20 protein-coding genes are annotated in these 26,889 nt (G+C 69.1%); 6 read left to right on the top strand and 14 right to left on the bottom strand.

The annotated features are described in order from the left end of the window. The first annotated feature begins 718 nt into the window (after positions 1 to 718). The 3 genes from ABZ860_RS38100 to ABZ860_RS38090 all read left to right on the top strand — a co-directional run bounded on the left by ABZ860_RS38100 (position 719) and on the right by ABZ860_RS38090 (position 4,258). Positions 719 to 1,183 (top strand): DUF417 family protein, encoded by a 465-nt coding sequence (locus ABZ860_RS38100; protein WP_357230102.1) that lies wholly within the window; start codon positions 719 to 721, stop codon positions 1,181 to 1,183. 276 nt (positions 1,184 to 1,459) lie between these two features. Then, positions 1,460 to 2,089: a TetR/AcrR family transcriptional regulator gene (locus ABZ860_RS38095; protein WP_357230100.1), complete on the top strand. Its 630-nt coding sequence runs from the start codon at positions 1,460 to 1,462 to the stop codon at positions 2,087 to 2,089. Between the two features lie 324 nt (positions 2,090 to 2,413). Further along, positions 2,414 to 4,258: a glycoside hydrolase family 15 protein gene (locus tag ABZ860_RS38090; protein ID WP_357230098.1), complete on the top strand. Its 1,845-nt coding sequence runs from the start codon at positions 2,414 to 2,416 to the stop codon at positions 4,256 to 4,258. A 180-nt stretch (positions 4,259 to 4,438) separates the two neighbouring features. Here ABZ860_RS38090 and ABZ860_RS38085 read toward each other — a convergent pair whose 3' ends face one another. From ABZ860_RS38085 to ABZ860_RS38055, 7 genes are all read right to left on the bottom strand, one after another. Continuing rightward, complete coding sequence (locus tag ABZ860_RS38085) at positions 4,439 to 5,017, bottom strand: hypothetical protein (protein ID WP_357230096.1); 579 nt, start codon at positions 5,015 to 5,017, stop codon at positions 4,439 to 4,441. 404 nt (positions 5,018 to 5,421) lie between these two features. Continuing rightward, complete coding sequence (locus ABZ860_RS38080) at positions 5,422 to 6,246, bottom strand: TIM barrel protein (protein ID WP_357230094.1); 825 nt, start codon at positions 6,244 to 6,246, stop codon at positions 5,422 to 5,424. Next, complete coding sequence (locus ABZ860_RS38075) at positions 6,247 to 6,966, bottom strand: hypothetical protein (protein ID WP_357230092.1); 720 nt, start codon at positions 6,964 to 6,966, stop codon at positions 6,247 to 6,249. Then, entirely contained in the window at positions 6,963 to 7,862 is a 900-nt protein-coding gene (locus ABZ860_RS38070) for a carbohydrate ABC transporter permease (RefSeq protein ID WP_357230090.1), read from the bottom strand. The genes ABZ860_RS38075 and ABZ860_RS38070 overlap by 4 nt, the downstream gene beginning before the upstream one ends. Further along, positions 7,859 to 8,779: a sugar ABC transporter permease gene (locus tag ABZ860_RS38065; protein WP_357230088.1), complete on the bottom strand. Its 921-nt coding sequence runs from the start codon at positions 8,777 to 8,779 to the stop codon at positions 7,859 to 7,861. Before ABZ860_RS38065 ends, ABZ860_RS38070 begins: the two co-directional genes overlap by 4 nt. A gap of 45 nt (positions 8,780 to 8,824) precedes the next feature. After that, positions 8,825 to 10,117 (bottom strand): sugar ABC transporter substrate-binding protein, encoded by a 1,293-nt coding sequence (locus ABZ860_RS38060; protein WP_357230086.1) that lies wholly within the window; start codon positions 10,115 to 10,117, stop codon positions 8,825 to 8,827. A 27-nt stretch (positions 10,118 to 10,144) separates the two neighbouring features. Continuing rightward, positions 10,145 to 11,161, bottom strand: coding sequence for a hydroxyacid dehydrogenase (locus ABZ860_RS38055; RefSeq protein WP_357230084.1), 1,017 nt, complete (start codon positions 11,159 to 11,161; stop codon positions 10,145 to 10,147). 247 nt (positions 11,162 to 11,408) lie between these two features. Between ABZ860_RS38055 and ABZ860_RS38050 the strand changes: the two genes are divergently transcribed. Beyond that, positions 11,409 to 13,361: a DUF2264 domain-containing protein gene (locus ABZ860_RS38050; protein WP_357230082.1), complete on the top strand. Its 1,953-nt coding sequence runs from the start codon at positions 11,409 to 11,411 to the stop codon at positions 13,359 to 13,361. Here ABZ860_RS38050 and ABZ860_RS38045 read toward each other — a convergent pair. Together ABZ860_RS38045 and ABZ860_RS38040 are read right to left on the bottom strand one after the other, a co-directional pair. Further along, positions 13,321 to 14,463 carry a substrate-binding domain-containing protein gene (locus ABZ860_RS38045; protein WP_357230080.1) on the bottom strand — a complete coding sequence of 381 codons (1,143 nt, stop codon included), beginning with the start codon at positions 14,461 to 14,463 and terminating at the stop codon, positions 13,321 to 13,323. The two genes, ABZ860_RS38050 and ABZ860_RS38045, sit on opposite strands and share 41 nt — an antisense overlap. Further along, positions 14,460 to 16,394: a heparinase II/III family protein gene (locus ABZ860_RS38040; RefSeq protein ID WP_357230078.1), complete on the bottom strand. Its 1,935-nt coding sequence runs from the start codon at positions 16,392 to 16,394 to the stop codon at positions 14,460 to 14,462. The genes ABZ860_RS38045 and ABZ860_RS38040 overlap by 4 nt, the downstream gene beginning before the upstream one ends. Before the next feature lie 512 nt (positions 16,395 to 16,906). Here ABZ860_RS38040 and ABZ860_RS38035 point away from each other — a divergent pair. Continuing rightward, entirely contained in the window at positions 16,907 to 18,367 is a 1,461-nt protein-coding gene (locus ABZ860_RS38035; RefSeq protein WP_357230077.1) for an RICIN domain-containing protein, read from the top strand. Between the two features lie 11 nt (positions 18,368 to 18,378). Next, positions 18,379 to 19,827, top strand: coding sequence for an RICIN domain-containing protein (locus tag ABZ860_RS38030; protein ID WP_357230075.1), 1,449 nt, complete (start codon positions 18,379 to 18,381; stop codon positions 19,825 to 19,827). A gap of 95 nt (positions 19,828 to 19,922) precedes the next feature. Here the strand turns inward: ABZ860_RS38030 and ABZ860_RS38025 are convergent, their stop codons facing one another. The 5 genes from ABZ860_RS38025 to ABZ860_RS38005 form a co-directional block, all read right to left on the bottom strand. Then, the gene (locus tag ABZ860_RS38025; protein ID WP_357230073.1) at positions 19,923 to 21,188 is read right to left on the bottom strand and encodes a cellulose binding domain-containing protein; all 1,266 of its coding nucleotides are present in this window, start codon (positions 21,186 to 21,188) and stop codon (positions 19,923 to 19,925) included. Between the two features lie 107 nt (positions 21,189 to 21,295). After that, positions 21,296 to 21,604, bottom strand: coding sequence for a cellulose binding domain-containing protein (locus tag ABZ860_RS38020; protein WP_357230071.1), 309 nt, complete (start codon positions 21,602 to 21,604; stop codon positions 21,296 to 21,298). Position 21,605: 1 nt separating this feature from the next. Then, positions 21,606 to 22,793, bottom strand: coding sequence for a GDSL-type esterase/lipase family protein (locus tag ABZ860_RS38015; protein ID WP_357230069.1), 1,188 nt, complete (start codon positions 22,791 to 22,793; stop codon positions 21,606 to 21,608). Between the two features lie 485 nt (positions 22,794 to 23,278). Further along, entirely contained in the window at positions 23,279 to 25,960 is a 2,682-nt protein-coding gene (locus ABZ860_RS38010; protein WP_357230067.1) for a Tat pathway signal sequence domain protein, read from the bottom strand. Positions 25,961 to 25,995: 35 nt separating this feature from the next. Next, positions 25,996 to 26,883 (bottom strand): carbohydrate ABC transporter permease, encoded by an 888-nt coding sequence (locus ABZ860_RS38005; RefSeq protein WP_357230065.1) that lies wholly within the window; start codon positions 26,881 to 26,883, stop codon positions 25,996 to 25,998. Positions 26,884 to 26,889 lie beyond the last annotated feature (6 nt).

Genomic DNA, 26,889 nt, shown 5'->3' with positions numbered 1-26,889 from the left:
GCGACATCGCCCACACCCACCACGGAACCCTGCACATCGAGGACTCCCCCCGCGGAGCACGCTTCGTCCTCCGCCTGCCCCTCATCAACCGAAACAATCTCCCGCAGCCGGGCGCGACGCTCCCCAAGAAGCGCTGCCGGAAAAATCCTGAGAAAAATCTCCGAAGGCACGGCGATCCGGGGTCGTGCTGTTCGGGGAGTGAGTGAAGGGCCGGTGAGGGACCGGCCCCGGACAGAGGGAGAACCACCCATGACCACCGCCCACGTCGCCATCGCCCGCACCGGGCGCAGCTGGGCCCCCGTCTGCCGGCCACGTACGGCCTGAGCCCGAGGACACGCTCGGAGCCGAATGGGAGAGGCACCGGCCCGCAATTTCGGAGTGGCCTTCAGCCGGACGGGCGCGTACGACGGAAAGAGCCGATCGGCGGTGCGCATGATGTATTTGATCTTCTGTCAGATGGCGCGACCGGCTGTCCCTTTGGCTCGTAGCGACGCCGCCCCGAAACCGCGCCGAGCACCCTTAGGCGACGAAGCCGACGAGAGGTAGCGTGGTGGGCGGCGCCGCGGACGCGGCCCGGCCGGTTGGTCGTCGCCGACCACGTAGCGGTGATCGACGGTGGCCTCGACACCGATGGTGAAGCATGACCTGATCCTTAGCGTCGGCTGATGTTTCGAGTCCTCCATCGAGCGATATAACCGACGCGGTAGGCGAGGATTTCATGGGAATACACCGCATCGGAAAAATAGTGCATAGTGCGGGAATTTCGACCACTCGCTATGGGCTCGTGATCAACCTGCTGGAGATCGGGCGAATAAAATTCGAAGACTACGAGGTGGAGAACATTCGCCCCCTCGTAACCTCAAGCCCCCCGCTCGCGTGGCTTATCGCCCGATTGGGGGAAAAGAAGGTCGCCAGATTGCTCGGCGTCACTGAAATCGTCGTGGGCTCGCTGATCGGAGCAAAATCGATTGCGCCGAGAGCGTCAGCTCTCGGCAGCCTCGCCGCCGCCGGCATGTTCGCCACCACCCTCAGCTTCCTGGCTACGACGCCCGAGGCGTGGCAAGAGACACGTGGGGAACCGAAGCTGTCTCTCGCGGGGCAGTTCCTGGTGAAGGACGTCGTGCTTCTTGGAGCCTCTTTGCTGACGGCCGCGGACGCGTTGCAAGCCGCCGAGCGCCGGTAGCTCAGGGCTGGCCGGGTACCGTTGCGGCGTCCCGGTGAGCGTGAGGTTGTCGCGCGTTCACCTCGGCGATGTGGCGGAAGATCCTGAAGGATTCCGACCGGCCGGGGACGCCGGCGCACCGGCCCCTGGAGGTACGCGTGCTTTCCTACCGGCGACGCCCAGGTCCACCGTTGCCCTCAAACCGCGAGGGAGCCCCCGCTCGCAGAGTCCGTATGAACAGCCGAGGTATGCGCGGGCTGGTTCGGTTCACGTGCCCGCAGGTATAGGTTTGGCATCATGCCTGGTCGAGGGTCGGGGAAAGATCCTTCGCGACGTACCGCGCGCGGCGCAGCTACTCGCGAACGCATCGTCGCGACCGCCGCGGACTTGATGCACAGGCAAGGGGTCGCGGCGACGACTCTCGATCAGGTGGTGGGCACCTGCGGCGTCAGCAAGTCACAGCTGTATCACTACTTTCCCGACAAAGAGGCGCTGGTCGCCGAAGTGATCGCGGCACAGGCGAACCGCGTGCTGTCCGATCAGAAGCAGATGCTTGAGCAGCTGCACTCGATGCGGGAGCTCGAGAAGTGGCGTGACGCGCTGGTCGCGGGCTTGGACAAGGGCGGCTACCGATGTCCGCTCGGCTCACTGGCCAACGAGCTCGCCGGCCGCTCCGATTCTGCCCGCCGTGAGCTGTCGGCCGCCTTCGGCACGTGGACAGGCGATTTGGCGGCAGCCTTCGCTCGCCTGCAGGAGAGCGGTGAACTGGACTCAGAGGTCGTCGCGGAGGACCTCGCCCTCGAGGTGGTCGCAGCGCTGCAGGGCGGATATCTGCTCGCGGAGACCACGCAGGACGAACAGCCCTTCGTACTCGCCCTCGACATGGCGCTGGGCTGGGTCAAGGCTCACGCGAGGGCGGATCGCTAGAAACGATCAGCGACAGGTCGTCCGGATTGAGGGAATCCTGATGTCTTCAGGACGCGATGAGATCGACCCGGTCTTCTCGACGACCGCGTCATGGCGATCTCGTTCTCGCGAGCGCCTCAGCGTCGCTTCCGTACCCTTGTACGCGACCTCCCCGGCATGGCCAGGACGCAGAGAGTCAGCGACCGATATAAACGTGCCCGCATACAAAGGGTGATGCGCCAATATGCGCCGCTTGAGGAACGTGTGATCTTCGCGTCAGGCGGGCGTAGCGCTCCATTTCCTGCCTTTACCGCGATTTTCCAGCCCGTGCGTAACATCGTCGTCTTGCCCGGGTATCGGGCGCGGGTGAGCACCACGCCCATCGCCGACCTCGCATTGGTGTCCGATCGTCATTCCGCCGGCCTGATCAGCCGGGACGGATCGGCCGAGTGGCTGTGCTTCCCCCGCTTCGACGGGCCGTCCGTCTTCGCCCGTCTGTTGGACGACGAGGCTGGGCACTGGACGATCCGCCCGGCCGTCCCGTACGAGACGACGCGCCGCTACCTACCGCAGACGATGGTGCTGGAGACCACCTTCCGCACCGGGAGCGGCACGGTCGCTCTCACCGACGCCTTGCTCACCGGACCGGACGACGGCGGCCACCGGCTCGGCGTCGGTGTGCCGCACCTGCTCGCCCGGCGGGTGTCCGGCCTCGGCGGCGAGGTGCCGATGGAGATCGAGTACCGGCCCCGGCCGGAGTACGGCCTGATCCACCCGATCCTGTCCGTCGTCGACGGCGGCGTGACCGCCCGCGGCGGCGCCGATTGGCTCGTGCTGACCACGCCGGTCTCCCTCGGCATCGGCGACTGCGGCGGATACGGCGTGTTCACAGTGCGAGAGGGCGAGACACGGCACTTCGGGATGCACCGCTCGACACTGCAGGAGACTCCCGCGCGGGTGTGGGACCAGGCGGAACTGGCGGCCCGGCTGGACGGCACGATCGCCGCCTGGCAGTCGTGGTCCAGCCTCCACCAGGCCTATGACGGCCCGTGGCCTGACCTGGTGCACCACAGCGGGCGGGTGTTGCAGGCGCTGTCCTTCCAGCCCAGCGGCGCGATCGTCGCGGCCGCCACCACATCGCTGCCCGAATGGGCCGGCGGTGAGCGCAACTGGGATTACCGGTACACGTGGGTGCGGGACGCGTCACTGACCATGGGCGCCCTGTGGGTCGCGGCCTGTCCCGACGAGGCGAGCGACTTCTTCGCCTTCCTCACCACCGCAGCCCCATCCCTGGACGAGGACCGCGCGCTGCAGATCATGTTCGGCGTCCGCGGCGAGCACGACCTGAGTGAGCGCACCCTTCCGCACCTGCGCGGCTGGCGCGGCAGCCGACCGGTACGCGTCGGAAACGACGCATGGAACCAGCGGCAGATCGACGTGTACGGCGAGCTGCTCGATGCGGCCGTGCGCCTCCAAGACCAGATCGGCGACATCGACGACGACGTCCGGCGCTTCCTCGTCGCCTGTGCCGACAGCGCGGCCGAGCGCTGGACAGAAAAGGACCAGGGCATTTGGGAGATACGCGGGGAGCCACGCGACTTCCTGTACTCCAAGCTCATGTGCTGGGCGGCGCTGGACCGCGGCATCGCCCTCGCAGGCCTCCTACGGGCGCAGGATCGTACGGAGTCCTGGCGGCGGACCCGCGCCGAGATTCGCGACACCCTGCTGCGCGAGGGCTGGAACGACCGGGTGGGGGCGTTCACGCAGGCCTTCGGCTCCGACGAGCTGGACGCCAGCGCCCTCATGGTGCCGATCATCGGCTTTCTGCCCGCCGGCGACCCACGGGTGCTGGCCACGATCGACGCGGTCGCGGACCGGCTCACCGACGACCAGGGCCTGGTCTACCGCTACCGCACCGCGGACGGCATCGACGGCCTCGCCGGTGAGGAGGGCACCTTCCTGCTGTGCTCGTTCTGGCTGGCGCAGGCGCTCGCCATGTCCGGGCAGGTCGGCCGGGCCAGGGAGGCATTCGACCGAGCCGCCGCGTACGCCAACGACGTGGGCCTGCTGTCGGAGGAGGTCGACCCCGGGAGCGGCGAGCTGCTCGGCAACTTCCCGCAGGCGTTCAGCCACATCGGGCTCATCAACGCCGCCTGGGCCATCGACGAGGCCGAACGGCGGCAAGAGTGACCTGGATCGGTTGAAGGGTCGAGACGAGACGTGGACGCCGATCATGATCCTTCCCGGCGCCGAGGTCCTGCGTCTGGCCGTGCCCGCTTACTGCCAGGACGATCCGGCGCCCCAGCGTCACACTGCGCCGTCAACACCCCGAGTTCGAAATCGCCCTGGCTTTCTCCTGCGATATCGGGCTCAGCGAAGAATGCGAGGCCACGCACCGTTCGGAATGCGGTAAAGGACACGCGGCACCGCGAACCAGTCTCGGTCGAGAAAACGGCCAGTGACCCGTCCCGCAAGGATGAGGTAATTTTCCACCTCCTCCTGAAAGTTAGCGAATGCATCCAGATCGTGCACGTATTCCCGGAACCCTTCCACCCCCACTGTGCCCATGAACTCGCCGTCCTGGTAATAGATCATTCCCTCGTCGTTGATCTCGCCCAGCTCGGCCATATGCCAATAAGTGATGATGAGCCTTCCTCTCGCACTGGTCTCCTCTCGCACTGTGAAAGCGCCGCCCACGGTGATCGCGACAGACCAGCCCGGCGAGTGCGTCCCGATCCAAACCAGAGTGTCTTGCCCGCAATCGTCGGCCAGGCGGAATGCCGTCTTGAGATCACAAGGAATTCCGGAGCCTGGATCTGCGCGGAAGCGCCCGGCGATTTCCTCCACGTCCTCTGTGTCGATCCAGGTCGCATCGAAGCATGCGTTCAAGTCGTACTCGTCCAGGAGGTCCCACTGACTCTCCGTGGGCAGTGCCCGCGTCATGTCCATCGTCCTGCTCCTTTGACTTTCGCAACGGCACGGGGGGAGGCGATCATACAATCACCTCTGCCCCGCGGACTTGACCAGCTCACGACCGTGACCCGGAACCGTTCCCCGGGCATGACCGGGTGATCGGAATGGAACCTGTTGAGAGCGTCACCGTGGAGAATGTTGTCCTCTCTGGGAACCGCCCGAATGGAATAGTCGCCGTCCTGATTTCCGGCACCTTCTTTGACGCGAACGGATGCTCATCGCGACCAATGCAATACGCCCGCGAACCCCGTGGTTGCAGCCGCTGACGCAGGCGAGTTGCCATTGGCCGATCTCCCTCGTGATGTCGGGGCGTCATTCGGATGCGGTGACCCGCCTGTAACGCGGGCACGCCGGGCGTCCGACGTGGTCATCCGACGTGGTCAGCCGGCCACATCGGGGGCCGGGGAGTCTCCCGAGGCCTCGGTCACGTAGCGGCGCAGGGTGGCGGCCTCACCGGTCAGCATGCCGGGGTCGTCGCCGGGGACGAACTCGATGGCGGTGTCGATCCGCCTGCCGGTCGACGCCAGCATGCCCATGACCGCCCGCCACAGTGCCGCGCGGTGGTCGAGCGGACGGCGATCCTCGGACGTGGGCCACCAGCTGAAGACGTGCACCGCGTCCACGCGGTCCAGCACGGCCCGCAGTCCCGCCAGCGCCTCGTCGTCCGGCATGCCGTTCGGCGGCTGCCAGTAGGTCCGCAATCCGGGAACCTCGTCCAGCATCGACAGCGCCGATTCGATGTCGTCGGTGAGCGTCCCGGCATGGAACTCGGTGGCGACCACGATGTCCCCCGCGCTGTCCACACACCGCTTCAGGCGGTCGAGCGTTCTGCGGCGATCCGCAGGACCGGCGGACGCGGAGGCCAGGTTGCCCGCCCACACCCGGACCCGGGGTGCGCCCAGAGCGCGGGCGGCGACCAGCACCTGCTGCCACAGGCGATCGGCCTCCTCCGGATCGGAGGGGACGCCCGCCCGGTAATACGATCCCAGGGCCGAGACGGAAAGACCCGCTGCTCTCGTCGTTTCGCCCAGACGGCGTGCCCCCTCCTCGTCGCCCAGCCGCACGTGGGCGTCCTGACCCCATTCGACGTGCTCCAGCCCAGCCTGCACTGCGAGCGCGATGATCCGCTCCGGAGGAAGCGGCCGATAGGTGACGCTGCACATCCCCGCCGACAGAAGCCGCGGCGGCCCACTGTCCGTGACCAATCAGGTCTCCTGACGATTCGCAGCCGACGAGGAGAGGATCGGGGCGACGACGAATCGTGTGGTGGCCCAGACGACGTACAGCAGGGGGGAGCACGCGAGGAAGACGCCTGCCATCGGCTTCAGCAGGACGGCGGCCACGACGAGGCCGAGCACGGCGATGGTGAGGACGGACAGGTACCAGCGCCGCACCACGAGATAGAGGCAGGGCAGCACGAGAGGGCGCAGCCGCACCGGCCCTGACGCGTCGGACGCCAGCACCAGGAGCGCGAGCACCACCGTCACCACCAGCGCCGACACGGTGAGGAAGAACGGGACCAGCGCCGGTCCCCACCTCGTCGGCGCGACGGCGGCCACGTCCGCGGCCAGCACGCCCACGGCCGCCGCACCACCCGCCCAGAGCAGGAGCGCCCGCGGTGCCGCCCGCCGGTACGAGCACCGGAAGGCGCGCAGCACGTCCGTGGATCCCTCACCGAGCCCGGCGAAGCATCCGAACGCCCCGGCCAGCGCCGGCCCGCACGGCAACGACAGCGCGGCGAAGAAGGGCCACGACGCGAGCGGGTCCCTCACGATCGCGAGCGCGGCGAGGAGCGGTGCGCATGTCACGGCGAGCAGGACGTTGGTCATGAGCCCGACGTAGACCGTGGAGAACAGCTTCTCGTACGTCTCCTGCCGGGCCGGCCTCAGCAGGCGCGGTGCCCGCGCGGCGCCGTGGGCGCTCATCCCTTGAGTCCGCTCGTCGCGATGCCCCGGATGAAATACCGCTGCCCGAACAGGAAGACGACCAGGATCGGCAGCACCGACAGCACGGCGCCCGTCATGATCATCGCGTACTCGGCGTCGTACTGGCCGACGAACGAGCGCAGGCCGAGCTGGACTGTCCACAGCTCGTTGCTCGTCAGGTAGATGAACGGTCCCATGTAGTCGTTCCACGTGTTCACGAACGTGAGCAGGGCGAGGCTCGCGAGCGCCGGTTTGGACAGCGGGAGCATGATGCGCCAGTAGATGCCGTACTCGCTCAGGCCGTCGATGCGTGCGGCCTCGCACAGGTCGTCCGGGATCGACAGGTAGTACTGCCGCATGAGGAAGACGCCGAACGCGCCGAACGCCTGCAGCAGGATGATCGACCAGTAGGTGTCGGTGAGCTCCGCGCGCTGCATCATGATGTACTGCGGCACCATGTACGCCTGCCAGGGCACCGCGATGGTGGCGATGTAGGCCAGGAACAACGCGTCCCTACCGGGGAAACGCACCTTGGAGAACCCGTAGGCGGCGAAGCTGCCGGTCAGCACCTGCAGGACGGTGACGGCGACCGACAGGAAGGCCGAGTTGCCCAGGTAGGTCAGCATCGGGATGCGGTCCCAGATCTCGGTGAAGTTCGACCAGCGGAACTCTCTCGGGATCCACTCGATGGGAACGGTGAGGACCTCGTTGTTCCGCTTGAGAGAAGAGGACACCATCCACGCGAACGGCACCAGCACGAGCAGGGCCACGGCGAGGAGGCACGCGTACGCCAGCGCCGTCCGCACCAGGCGCGGCCCTCGGGAACGGGGGCCCGGGGGTCGATCGGGTGGCCGGGGCGGGGCGACGGCCGGGGGAGCGTCGGGCAGTGCGGTCATCGGGTGCTCCTCCGTTCGTTGAGACGGAACTGGACGACGGTCACGGTGAGCACGATGACGAAGAGCATCAGGGCGATGGCCGAGGAGTAGCCGAACCGCCCCTCGGTGATGCCCTCGCGGTAGACGAGCTGGGCCAGGACCAGGGTGCTGCGCCCGGGCCCGCCGTCGGTCATGACCACGATGAGGTCGAGCACCTTGAAGCTCTGGATGGTCAGCATGACGACCACGAAGAACGTCGTGGGGCGCAGGCAGGGCAGGGTTATCCGCCGGAAACGATGCCAGGAGTTCGCGCCGTCCACCCGGGCGGCCTCGTAGTACTCCTTCGGGATCGTCTGCAGACCGGCGAGGAAGAGCACCATGTAGTAGCCCATGTCCCGCCACACGCTCGTGACGATCACGGCCGGCATCGCCCAGTCCGTACTGGCCACCCACCGGGGCGGGTGGTCGACGCCGAGCGCGTGGAGGATCTGGTTGACCGGTCCGGCCGTCGGATTGAACAACATGTTCCACACGACGGCCACCGCGACCAGAGACGTGATGTACGGGAAGAACGCCGCGGTGCGGAAGAACTGCACCCCGCGAAGCTTCCGGTCGAGCGCGATCGCCAGGCCGAGCGCCGCCGCCAGCGTGAGCGGGATGTGACCGGCCGCGTAGTAGAGGGTGTTGCGGAGCGCGACGAAGAAGGTCTCGTCACGCAGCAGTCGCCGGAAATTCTCCAGCCCCACCCACTCAGGCGTGCTGTAGGAGTCCCACTTCAGGAACGCCAGCGCGAACGCCGCGAGCATCGGAACCAGCGTGAACAACGCGAAGCCGAGGAAGTTCGGGAGGATGAAGCTCCATCCGATGAGGATGCCGCGCCAGGCACGTCGTCTCGGCGGCGAGCCCTCGGGCGCCGGTTGCGTCATCACATGAGCCATGGCCGTCCTTCGTGTCCTCCTGCTCCTGCACCGAGACGCCCCGTGCTAGTTGAGCACTTCGCTCTTCACGCGGTCGCCCATCGAGCGGATGCCCTCGTCGATCGACTTGTCGCCGACCATGATGAGCTCGTGCTCCTCGTTGAGGATCGTGTCGACGTCGGAGGTGTGTTCGCTGACCGGCATCTCCAGCACCACCTTGTCGGGCTGGAAGGCCTTCTTGGACAGTTCGTCGGCGGGCATCCCCTTGTTGGAGAAGTACGACTTGGTGATCTCGGGACTCTGCAGCGCCGGCACCACGCCCACCTTGCTGATCGCCTCGGCGCCGGCCTGGCCCGCGGCGAACTGCACGAACTTCTTGGCCGCGTCGGCGTGCGCGGCCCGCTTGTTCACCGCGAAGGCGGTCGGCGAGCCGAACGTGGTCACCCCGGAGGCTCCCGGCCGCTGCGGCATCGGCGCCAGGGCCCAGTCGACGTCCGTGGCGCCCTTCTGCTTCTGCTCGAGGATGCCGGAGATGTACCACGTGCCCATCGGCAACATCGCCGTGGCACCGCTCTCGAACAACGTCCGGTAGTCGGACTTCTGTGCCTTCGCCGTGCCGAAGTCGAGGGCCGAGCCGTCCTTCTGCAGCCCGAGCGCCATCTCGTACTGGTCGCGGAAGAACGAGTAGTCGCCGCCGAGCTGGTCGCCACCGGTCTGCGCGGCGGCGATGGCCTGCACGACCGACCGCCACGTGTGGTGGTAGGTGCCGTAGACCTTCTTGCCTCCTTCGTCGTGCGTGAGGCTCCGGGCGAGTTTCGCGTACTCGTCCCAGGTCAGGTGCTCGGGCATGGTGACGCCCGCCTTCTCGAAGGACTTCTTGTTGTAGTAGAGCAGCCAGAAGTCCTGCCGGTAGGGCAGCGCGTAGTACTTGTCCTTCACGTTGAACGCGGGAAGGCCCGCCAGCTTCGAGGTGTCGGCCGACGTGACCAGATCGGTGATGTCCAGGAGCTGCCCGCGGCTGGAGTAGCGCGAGTAGTCCGTGACGTTCTTCATCGTGATGACGTCGGTCCGGTCACCGCCTGCGAGCATGGTCGTGACCTTGTCGGGGTAGTCGTCGGCGAGGATGTCCACCGGCTTGATCGTGATGCCGGGGTTCGCCCGCTGGAAGGCGTCGAACAGCGCGGTGAACTCGGGGGTCTTGGCGAGGTTCCACACGGCGACGCTCAGGGTGACGGCCCCGCCGCTCTCCGGCTCCTCGGAACCGCGGCCGCACGCGGTCAGAGCCAACGCGAGCGCGACCGCTGCTCCCGTGAACCTGGCGAAACGGCGGACTCCTCCCGCCGTGGTCGAAGCGATCATCACTCCGGTCTCCTTCCCTGCGCCGGGTCAGGCGCTGACCTTGAACTCGTCGGCGGTCACGACCGCGCGGGGCGGTTGACCGGACAGGTAGCGCTCGAGTTCGTCGAGAGCGCTCTCGCTCATCCGCCGGGTCTCCGATCCGAGCGATCCGGCGATGTGGGGGGTGATCATGACATTGGGCAGGTCGTACAGTGGTGAACCCGCTGGGAGCGGCTCCGGGTCGGTCACGTCGAGGATCGCGTCGAGGCGCCCCCGGACGCACTCGCGCTCCAGGGCCGAGGTGTCCAGGACCGCGCCGCGCGCCGTGTTGATCACGGTCGCGCCGTCGGGCAGCAGGGCCAGCTCGGCAGCCCCGATGAGGTGGCGGGTGGACGCAAGCGCGGGCACGTGGAGCGTGAGCACGTCGGAGCGCGGCAGCAGCTCGGGCAGCCGCACCAGGCGGGCGCCCGCGGCGCTCACCTGGGCCGCGTCCGCGTAGGGGTCCGCGACGAGGACGTCGACCTCCAGACTGCGGAGCCGTTCGACGACCCGGCGTCCCACGCGGGAGAACCCCACGACGCCGATCGTCCGCCCGCGGTTGGACAGCTCTCCGCGGCGCGCGGCGTACGACCAGTCCTGCCGATGCGCACGCGCGTCCTGCGCGAGGAACGGGGCCTTCTTGCCCGCGAAGATGATCGCGGCGAGGGTGAACTCGGCGACCGGGATAGCGTTCTCGTGGGCGGCGTTGGTGACCAGCATCCCGCGGCGCCAGACCTCGTCGGTGACGAAGTCGCGCACCGTGCCCGCGCAGTGGAAGATCGCTCGCAGCCGCGGGGCGTCGGACAGCCGCTCGGCCGTCAGCGGCGGGCAGCCCCACGAGGTCATCAGCACCTCGACCTCGCGCAGCCGGCGCCGTACGTGCGATGCGTCGAGGTCGCCGGTCACGATCGGTTCGCCGAGCTCGACCAGACCGTGCAACCGGCGGAGCTGCGGCTCCTGGAACTGCACGGTGAACGTCGCGGGGTCCATGACCAGCAGCGCGTGAGGCCGTCGTCCGTTCGTCACTCACGATCCTTAGGGAAAGCGCTTACCAGTGCGCCGATCATGTCCGATCGTTTCAATCACGTCAATACCGTGTTAATCAGAGTGATCAGGGCTGACGATCGTTCTTGATCGAAGGAGGCGCCATCGCTCATCCTCTCTTGACGGGACCGAGCGGTGCTGCCACGATCACCTCCACGATGGTTACGTAAACATCACCGCGCACGATGACGGCGTCGTCTTCGGCCGTCCATACGAAGGGACACGCGCGATGCCGGGCGACCTCGACGACCTGCGGCTCTCGCCCTTCACCGGGTGGACCCGGGTGCACTGGGCGGCACTCGCCGACCGCGTCCTGCTGGCGGCCCGCCGGCACGCCTCGGCGTCGCACGCGCGCATCTCGTTCCCCGGCGCCCCTGGAGGCTACGGTCCGGACGTCGACGCGCTCGAGGGATTCGCGCGCACGTTCCTCGCCGCCGGATTCCGGGTGGCCGGAGAGAACGGGCGCGACCCGCTGAACCTCATGGAGTGGTACGCCGAGGGCCTGGCCGCGGGCACCGACCCCGATTCGCCCGACCGCTGGGTGCGGCTCGACGAGCACGACCAGGCCAAGGTCGAGGCCGCGTCGATCGCCTTGGTCCTCCACCTCACCCGGCCGTGGTTGTGGGACCGCCTGACACCGAGGGCGCAGGAGCGGGTGGTCGACTACCTCGCGCCGGCGATCGGCGCGCACTATCCGCCGATCAACTGGATCTGGTTCCAGATCGTCGTCGAGCAGTTCCTCGCCTCCGCCGGCGGCCCGTTCGCGCGGGAGGACATCGAGGCGGGACTCGCGCTGACGGACGGCTTCGTCCGGGACAACGGCTGGTACGCCGACGGCGCGGAACGCGCCTACGACCATTACGTCGGATGGGCGTTGCACTTCTACCCGCTCATCTGGACCGAGATGGCCGCCGGAGACCCCGAGGCGGACGCGCGACGGCCGGTCTATCTGCGCCGGCTTGAGCGATACCTGCACGACGCCGTCCACCTCGTCGGCGCCGACGGCTCGCCGCTCGTCCAGGGCCGCAGCCTGACCTACCGGTTCGCCACCGCGGCCCAGTTCTGGCTAGGCGCGCGCTCGGGCGTCACGACGCCCGCGCCCGGTGTGCTGCGCCGCGCCGCCTCCGGCATCGCCCGGCACTTCGCCGACCACGGTGCGCCCGACGAGGAGGGCCTGCTGACGCTGGGCTGGCACCGGCCGTGGCGGCCGATCGCCCAGTCCTACTCCGGTCCAGGGTCACCGTACTGGGCGGCGAAGGGCTTCCTGGGACTGTCCCTCTCCGCCGACCACCCGGTCTGGACGGCCGTGGAGGAGCCCCTGCCGGTCGAGTCCCACGACTTCCACCTCGTCGTCTCCTCGCCCGGATGGCTCGTCAGCGGAACGCGGGCGGACGGCATCGTGCGGGTGACCAACCACGGCACGGACCACTCCCGCCCCGGGTCCACCCTGACCGACTCCCCGCTGTACGCACGCCTCGGATATTCGACGGCCACCTCGCCCGTACTCGCCGGAGAGCACGCCGAGCACCCGCTGGACCAGTCGGTCGTGATCCTCACTGACGGCGGCGAACCCAGTCACCGCACCGGGTTCGAGACCCTTGCCGTCGACCGCCTGCCCACCGGGACGCTCGTCGGCGCGTCCCGGTGGCAGGCGCACTGGGTCGAGCCCGATCGCACGCGCCCCGATCACGGGTACGGGCGCGAGGGCCGGGTGCGCCTCGGTCCGTGGATTCACCTGATCTCGGCCGTGCGCGGCCCCTGGGAGGTACGCCTCGTCCAGGTGTCGGAGGCGGGGGACGAGCAGGGCGTGCTCCGCGTCGGCGGATGGCCGCTGCCGGGGGCGGGAAGGGCCCGCAAGGCCACGGCCATGGTGTCGGACGACGCCGCGCACTCCATGGTGACAGGCGGGGAAGGGCTGGACGCCTCCGGCGTCGTGCCGGCCGAGGACGCCTCGCCGCTCGCGGCCCGGATATCCGTCCCGTGGTGCGCCACGACCGGAGCGGCCCGGCCCGGCATCTGGTACGACGCGGCGGTCTTCCTCGGCGGGCGGGAACCGGAGGAGCCGCCGGCCGTGCACCGGGACGGCGCCGGGATGGTCGTCGTCTGGCCGGACGGGACCACCGACAGGCTGGAAGCCCGGCTCATGACGAGGACGAGCGGACGATCAGGCGGGGTTCGATGACGACCCGATGCGCGGGACGGTGCGCGTCCTGGTCGGCGATACGGTCCGCGAGGAGCGCGAAGGCGGCCCGCCCGATGGCCGCCTTGGGAGGGCGGACCGCGGTCAGCGGAGGGTCGCAGAGTTCGGCCACCTCGTCGTCGTAGGTGACGACGGCGAGATCGCCGGGAATCCGGATGCCGCGTTCCTGACAGCGTTCAACCAGGGAGATGGCCTCCGGGTCGGAGTGGACGAGCAGCGCGGTCGTCGCGGAGGCGACGCACTCGTCGAGCAGGTCGTCGAGTACGTGAGGCCACTCGGGATCTCTCCGGTCGACCGTGTCGGCATCCAGCGCGTCGTCGAGCCCGAGGCCGAGTTCCTCGCAGGCCTGCCGCCAGCCGCGCCGCACGTGCGGACTCGTCGGGCTCTCCTTCGTCGTGATCACTCCGATCCGCCGATGACCCAGCGCGGCCAGATGCCGCACGGCCATGGCGGCTCCGAACACGTGGTCGCTGACCACGGACTCCATCGCCTCCTGGTAGGGCCCGACGACGGCGGCACGCTCGACGAGGACCACGGGCACCTCGGCGGACTGGAGCCAGCGCACCAGCGCCTCCCCGTCCTCGCCGGTGGTGGTCGGCGCCACCAGGAGGCCGTCGACTCCCACGGAATCCACCAGCCAGGAGAGCTGACGCCGCTCGTCGGCGGCCTGGTAGGTCGCGCCCCTCAGGACGACGCGCGTGTCGGAGGCGGCCGCCGCCTCACGCACTCCGCGGATGACATCGGGCCAGTAGTAGTCCAGCGAGGGGACCACCATCCCGATCGTCACCTGAGCCTTCGCCTCCTCGGCCGCGTCCTGCGCCGGCTGCGGAGGCGGCCGGTCCCCGGGTGCCTGACTGATCGGCGCCTCGGCCACGGGCCTGCGGAGGAGGGCGGCTCCGCCGCGGACGCGGCGGATGAGCCCCTGGGAGGCGAGGAGGGCGATGTCGCGGCGAATGGTGATGGCCGACACGTCCAGCTCCGACGCCAACTCGTTGACACGCAGGACACCGCGCCGCCGTAGCAGCTCGATGACCTGGGCCCGTCGCTCGTCCGGAAGCGGTGCGGCCGAGTCGGACACCGTCATTCGTCAACCTCCACCCGTATGTCGATGACTCCCCGCCGCGTGCTCGGCACGACCAGGGCCAGCCTGGTCAGATTCTCGCCCCATACGGCCGAGAGCATCGGATCCTCCAGCGCCCGAGGCGTCAGCACGGCGGTCAGCGCCTGAGGGCGCCAGGTGACGAGCACGGGGCGGCTCCCCGCCCGCGCCCGTACGCGCACGCCCCCGGCCGCGTGCCGCTCGACGTGGCCGGCCAGCAGGAAGTGCAGGGCGCTCGGGACGGACCCACCCTCGTCGGCGGCGAAGCGCCAGCGGTCCTCGACCGTCACGCGGGGCACGCCCCGGTCGAGCTCCACCGTCCGCCGCCACCGCTCCAGCCCGGGGACGGGATAGGCGGCGGCGAGATCCATGCGCACCGTGAAGCGATCGGGTTCCTCCACCGCTTCGACGCGCCGAGCCCGGAACTCGCCTCCCTGCCCCTGCGGGGTTCCCCGGACCTCGGGAACGTTGTGCCAGCTGCTCTGCATCGTCCAGATGCCGTAGCGCCCGGGCCCGAACGTCTGCGCCGTATAGGTGGGACGGCCCGCGTCGACCAGCACCGGAACGCCGTCCACCGCGACGATGACGGAGCCGACGTCGTTGTGATTGTGGTGCTCCCCGTTGTGCCCGCCCTTGACCGCGACGGCGAGGCCGAGCTCCGTCCCGGCCGCCGACCGCGCCACGCCCACCTGGGTTCCCGGCAACCACACGCCGGATGTCAACGGCGGCCCGCTCCGCTCGGCCTCGCGCCAGTGCGGATCGAGCAGCTCGCTCACGGCGCGCCCGAGCTCGGCCGACGCGGAGATCGCCGCAGCGCGCCGGGAGGCCGCGTGCCGCATCGCGTCCCGGTCACCGAGCCGGCGAGCCCAGCGGTAGGGCACGTGCCAGGGCTGATCGGCCGGTGGGCGGGCCCGTGCGTCCGCGAAGTTCACATACCAGGGCCCGCCGAGATGCATGCGATGCGGGAAACGCACGGTCTCCCGCACGACCGGGACGTCCACCGCGCGCAGCGCCCCCGACGTCGCGTGTTCCAGGACGTCCAGGGCTTCGAGCGCCCGGCACGCGCCGTTCCACCAGTACTCGTAGCCCTCGTCCACGGAACCGTCCGGCGGGAGCGCCGCGAGGTATCGGTCGATGCCTGCCACGGCCAGGGAGACCAGCGTGACCCGCTCCTCGTCGTGCTCGCACAGACGCAAGGCGGCGACGAGCAGGTTGCCGCAGATCCACGGGCACCAGTTGTGGACGTCGCCGTCCAGCCCCAGCCAGTGCCAGTCACGCCGTCGCAGGAAGGGGTGGAGGACGCGCGTACGGGTCTCCGACCGCAGCCGGCCCCGCAGCCCCGGGAACCGCTCGTCCAGCGAGGTCCCGAGGAGTTGATCGGCCCAGGCCAGTTGCGCGGCGACGTCGGCGGCCCCGAGATCGAGGCACGGCCTGTCGGTGTCCGGGAGCACCGTCCCGCGCGCGGGACACGACTCCTCGTGTGCCGGCCAGCACCAGGAGCTCTGCTCGCACAGCAGGAGTATTCCGTCGACGGTCTCGTCCAGCCATGTCTCCTGACGCGTCGTCACCGCCATGAGCACGGCCCGGGTCAGCCGGTCCTGACGCTCGAACACCTGGCTCTCATAGCCCGTGCGATCGCCGTCGCGGAAGAAACGGGCATACTGCGAGGCCAGCGGTTGCGGCCACGGCGTCCCCCGTTCGGTCTCCGCCCTTCGCCGTACGGCGAGCATGGCGTCGCCGCCGTTATCCCTGATCGGCGCCCACAGGGCGTTGTCGGCCGCGGGCGCCGGCAGCGCGGCATCCGATGGCAGAAGGACGCGGGCCAGATTCTCTGCCGAAGCCGCGGATTCCCAGACCTCGAGTAGAGGACCGCGAACGGAATCCGCCGCCCCGCCGCCGGTTCTGGTTCCAGTCATCGTCCTCCTCGCCGGAACCAGTGTAGCGATCGAAGTTGATCGAAGATGATGTGTATGAACCGTCCCGTCCGGCTCGCGGGCATCCGTCTGCATGGTGAAACTTTCACCGGCACACTCTCGGCGGACCCACGGTCGTCCGGCCTTCCTCGTCAGGGCCGTCATCGACCCTCGTCGTGGTCTGTTATGAACACAACGATCGAAATCGTTCGTACATGGTCTTGACATGATACGTGCGGGTTTTCACACTGACTCTCGCGAGCTCGCCTCAAGCAGCCGGTGAAGGACAGGAGTAGTCGTCTTCGCCGTCATTCACCCCCGCCGACGAGGCCCTCGTCCCCCGTGAACCGATAGCGACTACGCCACCACCCCGCCGACTCGCGATGTCAGCGCCAACAATCCTCGCCGGCGTGGCGCTCCGGCTTCACGCACCGAGACCTGCGTCCCGGTGAGAGCCAAAGCGACCGTCCGCGCTCCAGGGCTGCAGGAGTGGTGGACACAGAAGGGATGCGTTCGTGAGATCTTCTCGTCATGCCGCGGGAGCATGGGGCGCGTTCATCGCGTTCCGGCTGTTGGCGGTGTTAGCGCTCGTCGGAAGCATGGTGAGCGTCACCTCCACCGCGGCCCATGCGTCCACCAATCAGCTGAGGGGCGTCAACTGGGCCGACGCGAGGGACAACTTCGTCAACGGCGTGCTCTACGTGTCCGGGCTCGGTTCGTCCGACACCTACTCCTCCGCGGCCGCGACGGCCGACCAGGTGGTCGGCCAGCTCTACTCGATCACCGGCGCCAACACCGTACGGATCCCGATCAACGAGCCGACCGTGGCGAACTACTGGGAGACCTACACCGGGGCGATCGACACCGCGCTCGGCAAGGGCAACGTGATCTTCGCGTACTGGGCCTACAGCGGCGGCAAGCCACCCAACATGACCGCCTTCAACCAGATGTGGGACAAGGTCGTCGGGAAGTACGCGGGCAACCCGAACGCCTACTTCGAGGTCATCAACGAGCCGTACGGGTACAACACGACCGACCTGACCAACATGTACAACGCCTGGCTGAGCAGGTACGCCGGCGTTCCCCGCGGCCGGGTGATCCTCGACGGCGGCGGCTACGCCACGAACATCGGCGCGGTCGGCGGTGACAGCCGCCTGAACGGCACGCTGCTCGCGGTGCACGACTACACCTTCTTCGTCAGCCCGCCCTACGACAGCGAGAACGAGTGGGCCGACCACATCGGCAGGTCCATCGGCAACTACGCCGACCGCACGGTCGTCACCGAGTGGGGCGGCCCGATGGGCCCCGGCAGCAAGTACGACGTCCAGTGGAACCCCATCGACTACAGCATTCCCAGCGGGTCGCTCTTCGCCGACTACATCCGGGGCGTCAGCGGCAAGCTCCGCAGCCTCGGTGTGGGAAGCGTGTACTGGCCGGGCCTGCGTGACGGCGACTGGTACAGCCTGACGAGCAGGAGCGGAAGCGGCGCGAACACCAAACTGTCGCTGGTGAACCCCTCGGGCCTGGTCCGGCTGCAGTACGCCTGGGGGGTCGGCGCCGGAGGCGGCACCTATGTGCGTATCCGGAACGCGGGCACCGGTCTGTACATCGACGGCATGGGCCGCGGCACCGCCGGGTCCGACGCCGGCCAGTACGCGAACAGCACCAGCACCAACCAGCAATGGACCATCGAGAACGTCGGCAACTACGTGCGGATCAAGAACCGTGCGACCGGTCTTTATCTGGACGGCATGGGGCGCACGTCCAACGGCTCCGCGGTGGCTCAGTACGGGGACGGCAGCGGCACCAACCAGCAGTGGTCGGTCGTGACCGCCGCCAACAACGTGCGGATCAAGAACCGTGCGACCGGTCTCTATCTGGACGGCATGGGGCGCACATCCAACGGCTCCGCGCTGGGCCAGTACGCGGACAGCGGCAGCACCAACCAGCAGTGGAACATCGTATCGGCGGGTTGACGGGAGAGACGATGACACTCGGTGCTCCCGGCAGGAGCCTTCACCGGGCGATCGCGGCCCTCATCCTGCTCGCCGCCGCCGCCGTCGGTCTCCCGGCGCCGGCTCACGCGTCCGCCGTGACCGTCACCAACGGCACCCAGTTCCTCGACACCAGTGGAAACGTGCTGCACGCTCACGGGGGCGGCGTTCTGAAGGTGGGCGACTACTACTACTGGTTCGGTGAGAACCGCAACCCCGACAACACCTTCCGCGCGGTCTCGGTCTATCGATCCACCGACCTCAGTCACTGGGAGTTCCGCAGGGACGTCCTGACCCGGTCGTCGGCTCCCGAGCTCAACGTCGCGAACATCGAGCGGCCGAAGGTCATCTACAACAGCTCCACCGGCAGATACGTCATGTGGATGCACAAGGAGAACGGATCCGACTACAGCGAGGCCCGCGCCGCGGTCGCCTCCTCCGCGACGGTGGACGGCGACTACACCTACCACGGCAGCTTCCGGCCGCTGGGGCAGTACATGTCGAGGGACATCACCCTCTTCAACGACAACGGCACGGCCTACATGATCTCGGCGGCCGACGAGAACTACGACCTTCACATCTACCGGCTCACGCCGGACTACCTGAACGTCAGCACGCTGGTGGGCAACTTCTGGAACGACGCCCATCGCGAGGCCCCGGCGATGTTCAAACGGGGGAGTGTCTATTTCCTGCTGACCTCGGCGGCGACCGGCTGGAACCCGAACCAGGCGCGATACGCGACCGCGTCGAGCGTCTCCGGACCGTGGACCGGGTGGACCGACGTCGGCGACGGCACGACCTTCAACTCCCAGCCGGCGTTCGTGCTGCCCGTCCAGGGCTCGTCGACGACCAGTTATCTGTACATGGGTGACCGCTGGGCCGGGGCCTGGGGCGGGCGGGTGAACGACTCCCAGTACGTCTGGCTGCCGATCACCTTTCCGTCCGCGACCAGCATGAGCCTGACCTGGTATCCCCAGATCACGATCGACACCGCGACCGGCGTCATCTCGGGCGGCGGCTCCACCCCCTCCTACCGGATCACGGCCCGGCACAGCGGAAAGGTGGTGGACGTGGTCAGCGCGTCGACGGCGAACAACGCGGAGGTGAAGCAGTACTCCTGGAACGGCGGGGCCAACCAGCAGTGGCAGTTCCAGGACGCCGGCGGCGGCTACTACCGGCTGGTGAGCCAGAACAGCGGTAAGTGCCTGGACGTGGCGAGCGGGTCCACCGCCGACGGGGCGAACGTCATCCAGTACACCTGCGGCGGTGGTGCCAACCAGCAGTGGCAGTGGGTCGCCACGGGCAGCTACTTCCAGCTCAGGGCACGGCACAGCGGCAAGTGCCTGGACGTCGTCAACGCCTCCACGGCGGACGGCGCCGACATCACCCAGTACACCTGCGGCAGCGGCACCAACCAGCAGTGGAGCCGCACCCAGTCCTGACCCGTCCGCCTGACCCGTCCGCGCGGCGGGGGCGCACCTCCTCGCCGGCCCGGCGCGGTCCCTCCTGGGACGGGCGCCGGGCCGGTCAAGGCCTTCTATCGGAGGTACGCCGCGAGGCCGAGCCGCTGGTCGCGTACGGCGGTGGCGACGAGGCCGGCGATCTGGTGGGCGCCTGCCGCCTCGAAGTGGGTGTGGTCGTTGGCGAAGAAGGCCCCGACCGGGCCTGAGGTGTAGTCGCCGTTGAACGGGCAGAAGTGCAGGCTGTTGTAGAGGGTGTAGCTCAGCTTGTGCAGGTCGATGACCGGGGCGCCGGTGGCGGTGCCGACGGCGAAGGTGTCGGTGACGTAGCCGCGGTTGGGCGTGGCCGTGCTTCCGCTGCAGGTCAGGGCGGCCACGGGCGTCACGAGTACGGGGGTGGCGCCGCGCTGCCGGGCGGCGCTGACCATGGCGGTGAGCAGTTCGCGATATCGGGTGGCGCCGACGTGGCGGGGGCAGGTGGTCGAGCCGTCGTTGATGCCGAACTGGATGAACAGGTAGTCGCCGGCCTTCATCCCGGTGGAGGCGTTGAGCATGGACTGCCAGCGGGAGGCGTAGGCGGTGGAGCTGAGGACGCACTCGCCTGCGGAGTTCATGCGGTCGGTGACGGCCGACTCATAGAGCCAGGTTTGGATGCTGCGGCCGCCGACGGCGTTGTTCACCACGGTGGCGTCGGTGGTGAGGTACTGGCCGAGTTCCCGGCCCCAGCCGACGATGGGGGCGCCGGAACTGTTGGCGACGGTGGAGTCGCCGGCCAGCCAGACGGTGATCCGGCCCGGAGCCGGGCTGGGACTCGGCGTCGGGCTCGGGCTTGGACTGGGGCTTGGACTGGGGCTTGGACTGGGGCTGGGGCTTGGGCTGGGACTGGGGAAACGGGTCGGGGACGCGCTGGGGCTGCTCGTGATCCCACCGGTGCAGACGACGCCGTTGAGCGTGAAGCTCGCCGGCGTGGGGTTGGTGGAGGTCCACGAGCCGTTGAACCCGAAGTTCACCGACGCGTTGCTCGCGATGGTGCGGTTGTAGTCGGCGTTTGCGGCGGTGACGGCGGTTCCCGTCTGCGTGACCGCCGCGTTCCACGCCTGGGTGATCTGCTGGCCCGCGGTGAAGGACCAGGTGAGGGTCCAGCCGTTGATCGTGTCGCCGAGGTTGGTCACGGTGACGTCCGCGCCGAAACCGCCGGACCACTGGTTGGTGATCCGGTAGGTGACGGCGCACCCGGTGGCGGCGTCGGCGGGCGATGCCCCCGCCACCCACGTCAGCGCCCCGGTCAGCGCGGCCACAGCCGAGGTGATCAGGGCGGCGGCTCGTCGCCGGAACGTGCTCATTCGCGTTCTCGCTTTCTCAGGCGTTGTGGTCTGGGGGGACCGCGTGACGGCGATCTCCTTGGTCGCGACAGCCGTCGCGCCCGCTCAGGGCGCGGCGGCCGGTGCCGTCAGGCGATCCGGCATCCGGCGTCGTTGAGGGTGAAGGAGGTGGGCACGCTGTTGGCGCCGTTCCAGGTCGCGGTGAAGCCGACGGTCGTGGAGGAGCCGGGGGCGAGCGCCGGGCTCCACTCCGGGCCGGTGACGGTGACCGTTGCCCCGGTCTGGGCGAACGTGCCGTTCCATCCCTGGCCGATCTGCTGGCCGTCGGGGAACGTCCAGCGCAGCGTCCACGGGTTCAGGGTGCCGGTGCCGGTGTTGGTGACGTGGACATCGCCCTGGAAGCCGCCGGGCCACTGGTTGGTCACGGTGTAGCGCACGTCACAGCCGGCGGCCGGGCCGCTCGGCGTGGCGCTCGGCGATGCGGAGGGGGTGGGGGTGGGCGAGGCCGAGGGGGTGCGGCTGGGCGATGCGGAGGGTGTCGGGGTCGGTGTCCGGCTCGGGCTCGGTATCGGGCTCGGTGTCGGGGTGGGGGTGGTGCGCGGGGGGAGGTGTTCGGCCACGATCGGCGCCAGCTTGGCCGCGATCGCGCGGTGTCCGGCGTCGTTGGGGTGGACGCTGTCGGACAGGCCGTCGGGCGGGACCCATCCGTCGGTGTCGACGAAGAAGACGTTGCGGTCGCCCGGCGTTGTTGACGGTCTGCACCGCGGCCTGGGTCTGCGGGACGAACCGCCCGCGGAAGGTCTGCAGGGCCAGGATCGCGGCCTTCGGGTACTTGCCCCGGATGGTGCGCAGCAGGCCGGTGTAGGAGTTCTGGAACTGGGTCGTGGACACGCCGTGCCCGGCGTCGTTGGTGCCGAGGTTGATCACGACGACGTCCGCCTGGTAGCGCGAGAAGTCGTGGTCGACGGCCCCGTCGGCGGCGCTGACCTTCACGAAGCGGCGGTCCAGTCCGACGCAGCCGTCGGCGGTGGTGACCAGACAGGCGCCCCCCTGGGCGACCTGCATGTGGTCGAGTCCGAGCTGCTCGCCGACCAGCCACCCGTAGGCGGTGAGGGCGTTCTTCGAGGTGGTGGTGCCGACGGTGATGGAGTCGCCGACGAACTCGACCATGCCGCGGGCCGGCTGGGCGGGCAGGGTGCGCGCGCCCGGGTCGAGCACCAGCCCCTGGAACACCGCGTCACCGTGGTAGGAGCCGGCCACCACGCGGTAGGACACGCGCAGGGTGTGGTTCCCGGCCGGGAGTGGGGTGGGGGTGAGGTTGACCGTGCCCCGCACGTCCTGCAGGTAGACGTCGGGGCGGCCGTCGATGCTGTAGTAGAGATCGATGGTGTTGCGCTGCTTCAGCCTGACGGTGGTGCCGGTGAAGCCGGTGGTCAGGTACGCGCCGGCCCAGCCCGGGACGTAGGCGGAGCTGTCGCGCGTGTCCCACCGGCCGACGAAACGGATGTTCGGATCGGTGGGCGTCCCGTCACCGGCGGCGGCCTGGGCGCCCGGCGGCGCCGCGAGCACGGTCGCGAGCACGGTGGCGAGGGCGGCGGCCACGACGGCGAGGCGCATGAGTTTCATGGCGGTCCGTTTCTCCTGCGGCGGGTTCGCCGATGGGGGGTCGAACGCGTGGTCACTCCTGGATGGGCGCACGCGTTGGCGAGGTGTCGTTCTGCCGGGGAGGATGCGGTCCCCGGCGTCGCGGGGGAGGCCAGGGACCGATCACAGTGGTCGGCGCAGGGCACACCGTCATGGCCACCGGACTCGCCGGAGCCGGTGATCCAGTGACCGCGGGCTCCTTCGCCATAGCCGACTGAAACGATTAAAGAGGAGCATCGCTCGTCCGCGACGGTCAAGGCCGTCGACGTGACCTCGCTCGCCTTTCGTGTGGGAAAAGGACGTCCACCAGCGTCTTCGTGGATTCGTGGGGGCATGGGGCGTGAAACGTTCATGTCGTGAGGAGCGGTGCGCGGGTCGTTCCGGTACCCCACACGCCGGCCCTGGGGTGACCGGTGCGTCCGCGGTGCGGACGATCCTGGCCGGCGGCACAGCGGACGCGCCGCCGGTCAGGGGCCGGTGATCTGGCCGCCGATCAGGGCGAGGTTCTGGATGGCGGCCAGGCCGTACAGGGCGGTGGTGTTGGTGGACACCCAGGGAGCCTGCTCCGTCGGGTTGAGCGTCGAGGCGACCTTCTCGGCCCGCCACGGCAGGTTGGGCCCGTAGCCGTCGCCGGTGTAGAACTCCTTCCACGCCCGGGCGGCCAGGTCGTCCCGCTTGAGCCGGACCGCGGCGTAGGCGGTGAGCCGGGAGTGGCCCTGCCTCAGGATGAGGTTGCCGAACGACGCGCCGGTCTCGGCGGTCTGCTCGTCCGCGGTGGCGTTGAACAGCCGGCAGTACTGCAGCCACGCCTTCTCGAACTCCGGCACGTCCACCAGGTCGATGAGCTCGGCGCAGACCTCGACCTGGCCGAACATGGCCGACAGGTGGGAGACCGACACCTTCTTCTCCGCGGGGGCGAACTCGCCGGTGTCCAGGTCGTACAGGCCCTCGCCGGTGACGAAGCCGTTGGGCATCGCGGCGATCGTCCGCATCGTGGCCTTGAGCTTCCGCTCGGCGACGGGGTCGCCGCCGCGCTCCCATTCGGTGAGCCAGGCGGCGGCCAGTCCGCTCCAGTCGGTGCCGAGGCCGACGGCCAGCGCGTGCGGGTCGGGCGTGTACGGCTCGGTGCGGATCTTCCGCAACGGGTCGAGCGCCAGGAACGTCGTGTCGGAGTCGACCAGCGCCCGCATGAGGTCGCCGGTGCGCTCGTCGGCGGTGAGGTAGTAGTAGAACCGGCGGTAGATCGCGGTGGAGATGCGCTGCTGCTTGGCGCTGTCGGCCCAGTGCTGCACGCCGTGCCGGGTGCCGAGCCCCGCCCATGGGCCCAGATGGTAGACGTCCACCTCGCTGGTGTGCCGGGTCATGGCCTCGGCGAAGCGGAAGACGTCGGCGCGTCCCGAGCGCAGGAAGGCGTACCAGAGCCACAGGTCGGGTGACAGCTCGGAGTTGTCCCAGGCGTAGCCGCCGACGTCGTACCGCCACACCTTCCGGTCCTCGTCGAAGGTGTGCATGATGTCGCCGTAGTTCCAGAATCCGTACCAGTGGCGTTGCTCGGCCTGCCCCTTGTAGAAGGTGAAGAGGAAGTCGAGGTGGTCCTCCACCGCGGCCCTGGCCGGGTTCGAGCGGTCGACGGGCGAGAACAGTCCGCCGAACACCTTCGCCGACACCAGGTGCGCGACCGGGTTGACCAGTTGCGGGGGAGTGCGGAGCTGGTCCGCCATCGTCCCCAGCCGTTCGGCGGAGGGGGTGGCGGGCAGGGCCCAGAACGTGAGCTCGTGGGTGCGGGCGATGCCGTACGGCGTGCCGAAGCCGGGCTCGTAGTCCTCGTAGGTGATGTTGAGCCCTTCGAGCTGCTCGGGGTAGGTGTCCTGGCCCATGCCGTCGTGGTAGAAGCGCATGTCCATCGGCCCCGCCTCCGGCGACCAGAGCCAGACGGTGACCTCGGCCTCGTCGGTGTGGGCGTCGCGGATGTCGAGTTGCGTGGGGTGGAGCTGCCAGAAGTCGCGCAGCCCGAAGGCCAGGCCTCCGCCGACGCCGCCCGCGTAGCCGAGCCCGGAGGCCTGCCCGCCCTGGTCGACGGGGATCCAGCCGTAGCCCTTCTTGGTGCGCTTCTTCAGCGTGAAGCCCTGCGACGACAGCTGGCTGAGCGAGTGGTCGCCCCATTCGGGGATGTACTGCAGGCGGGTGGTGACCCGCTGGTCCCAGGTGGAGGGGTCGGGCAGTTCGGTGCCCGCGATCTGGGCGGCCCGCACCGCGGCGCCGGGGTCGCGGCGCAGCCCCGTGATCCCCTGCACGGCTTCGGAGAGCATGCCGTGGCCCTCGCCGACGAAGCGGATGTGGCGGTCGTAGGCGGCGTCCCGCATCGGCACCCGGAACCGGACGCCGAGCCCGGCGATGACGTCGTGCTGCCCGTCGCGATCGAAGACGAACGTGTGTGTCATGCGGATGGACTCGGCGCCGGCGTAGAAGTAGAGCCGCACGGTGAACGGCAGCCAGGACTTACCCCTCTTGCCGGCGTAGCCGCCCTCGATCCGGATCACGGCGCGCACGGGTCCGGCCTGCTCGACGACGACCTTCTTGATGTCGCTCTCGTAGCGGTCCAGGGAGGTCGTCTTCTCCTCGTGCTCGTCGATCCTTTCCTGCTTGAGGTTGACGAGCCGCCCCTTCCGGGCGACCTCCACGTCGCCGCGCCAGATGTGGCCGATCAGCTCCGTGCCGCTCTTGCCGATGCGCGCCCGGATCACGCCGGTGTCCACGTCCACGTGGTTCTGCCGGTCGCTGACGGTGACCGGCGTCGCGGGCTTCGCCGGCGTGCCCGCGCGGAGGGTGTAGGACTCGGCGGGAGTGTCCGCGGAGATCGCGTGCGCGGTCCACTTCAGCGAACCGTCCGGCCAGTAGGCCAGCGGCCAGCTCTGCACGGGCGTGCCGTCGGCCAGCGCGAACGTCTGTCCCTTGGGGACGACCCCCTTGGGCCAGGGCGTGCCCCAGGTGGAGGCCGCGGCGGTGCCCGGCCTGCCCTCAAGCCAGGTCAGCCGCACCTCCGGTACGGCGGGGGCCGCGCCCGCTGCCGGGGCGCCCTCGCCGTCGAGCATCGAGATCAGCGGCATGGCCGCCATGCCGGCCAGGACCTCGCGCCGGGAGACTTCCATCGAGATGAACCTCCGTGGGTGGGGCGCCGGCTCCGTCACTCCTTGACCGAGCCGATCAGGACGCCCTTGGCGAAGTGCTTCTGCAGGAAGGGATAGAAGAACAGGATCGGCAGGGTGGCGATGACGACGACGGCGAACTTCATGCCCTCGACGGGGAACAGGACGGAGTCGAGCTGGGACAGGGCGTTCTCCGCGTCCGCCCCGGTCAGCTGGCGGACGATCACCTGGAGCGTCCACTTCCTGTTGTCGTCGATGTACAGCAGCGGCGACATGTAGTCGTTCCAGATGGCCACCGCGTAGAACAGCGAGAACGTCGCGATGATCGGCTTGGACAGCGGCATGACGATCCGCCAGAAGACGCCGAGCTCGCTGCAGCCGTCGATGCGGGCCGCCTCCTCCAGCGCCTGCGGCAGCTCCTGGAAGAAGCTCTTGACGATGATCAGGTAGAAGGGGTTGATCGCCAGGGGGAGGATCAGCGCCCAGTAGGTGTTCAGCAGGCCCAGGTCGCGGACGACCAGGTAGGTCGGGATCAGGCCGCCGCTGAACACGATCGTGAAGATGACGAGGTTCAGCACCAGCGCGCGGCCCGGCAGGTAGCGCTTGGCCAGGGGGTAGGCCATCGTGAAGGTCAGCAGCACCTGGACCACCATGCCGACCGCCGTGACGCAGATCGTGGTGATCAGTGCCCGCACGAAGGTGCCGGTCTGGAAGATGTACGCGTAGGTGTTCGTGACGAAGCGCTCCGGCCACAGGAAGAACGGCCGTGAGGCGATCTCCGACTCGGTGGCGAACGACGCGGCCAGGACGTAGAGCAACGGCAGGACCGTGACCAGCGCCAGGCCCAGGAGCAGCGTGACGTTGAGGACGTCGAAGATCCGGCTGCCGAGCGAGCCATGGTGCCTGACCGGTTGCGGGGTGGACATGCCGCG

This window comes from Microbispora sp. NPDC046973 (genome assembly GCF_040644495.1).
Lineage (GTDB): Bacteria > Actinomycetota > Actinomycetes > Streptosporangiales > Streptosporangiaceae > Microbispora.
Note: the sequence above shows the minus strand (reverse complement) of the source record. Positions and strands in the feature narration are given on the sequence as shown.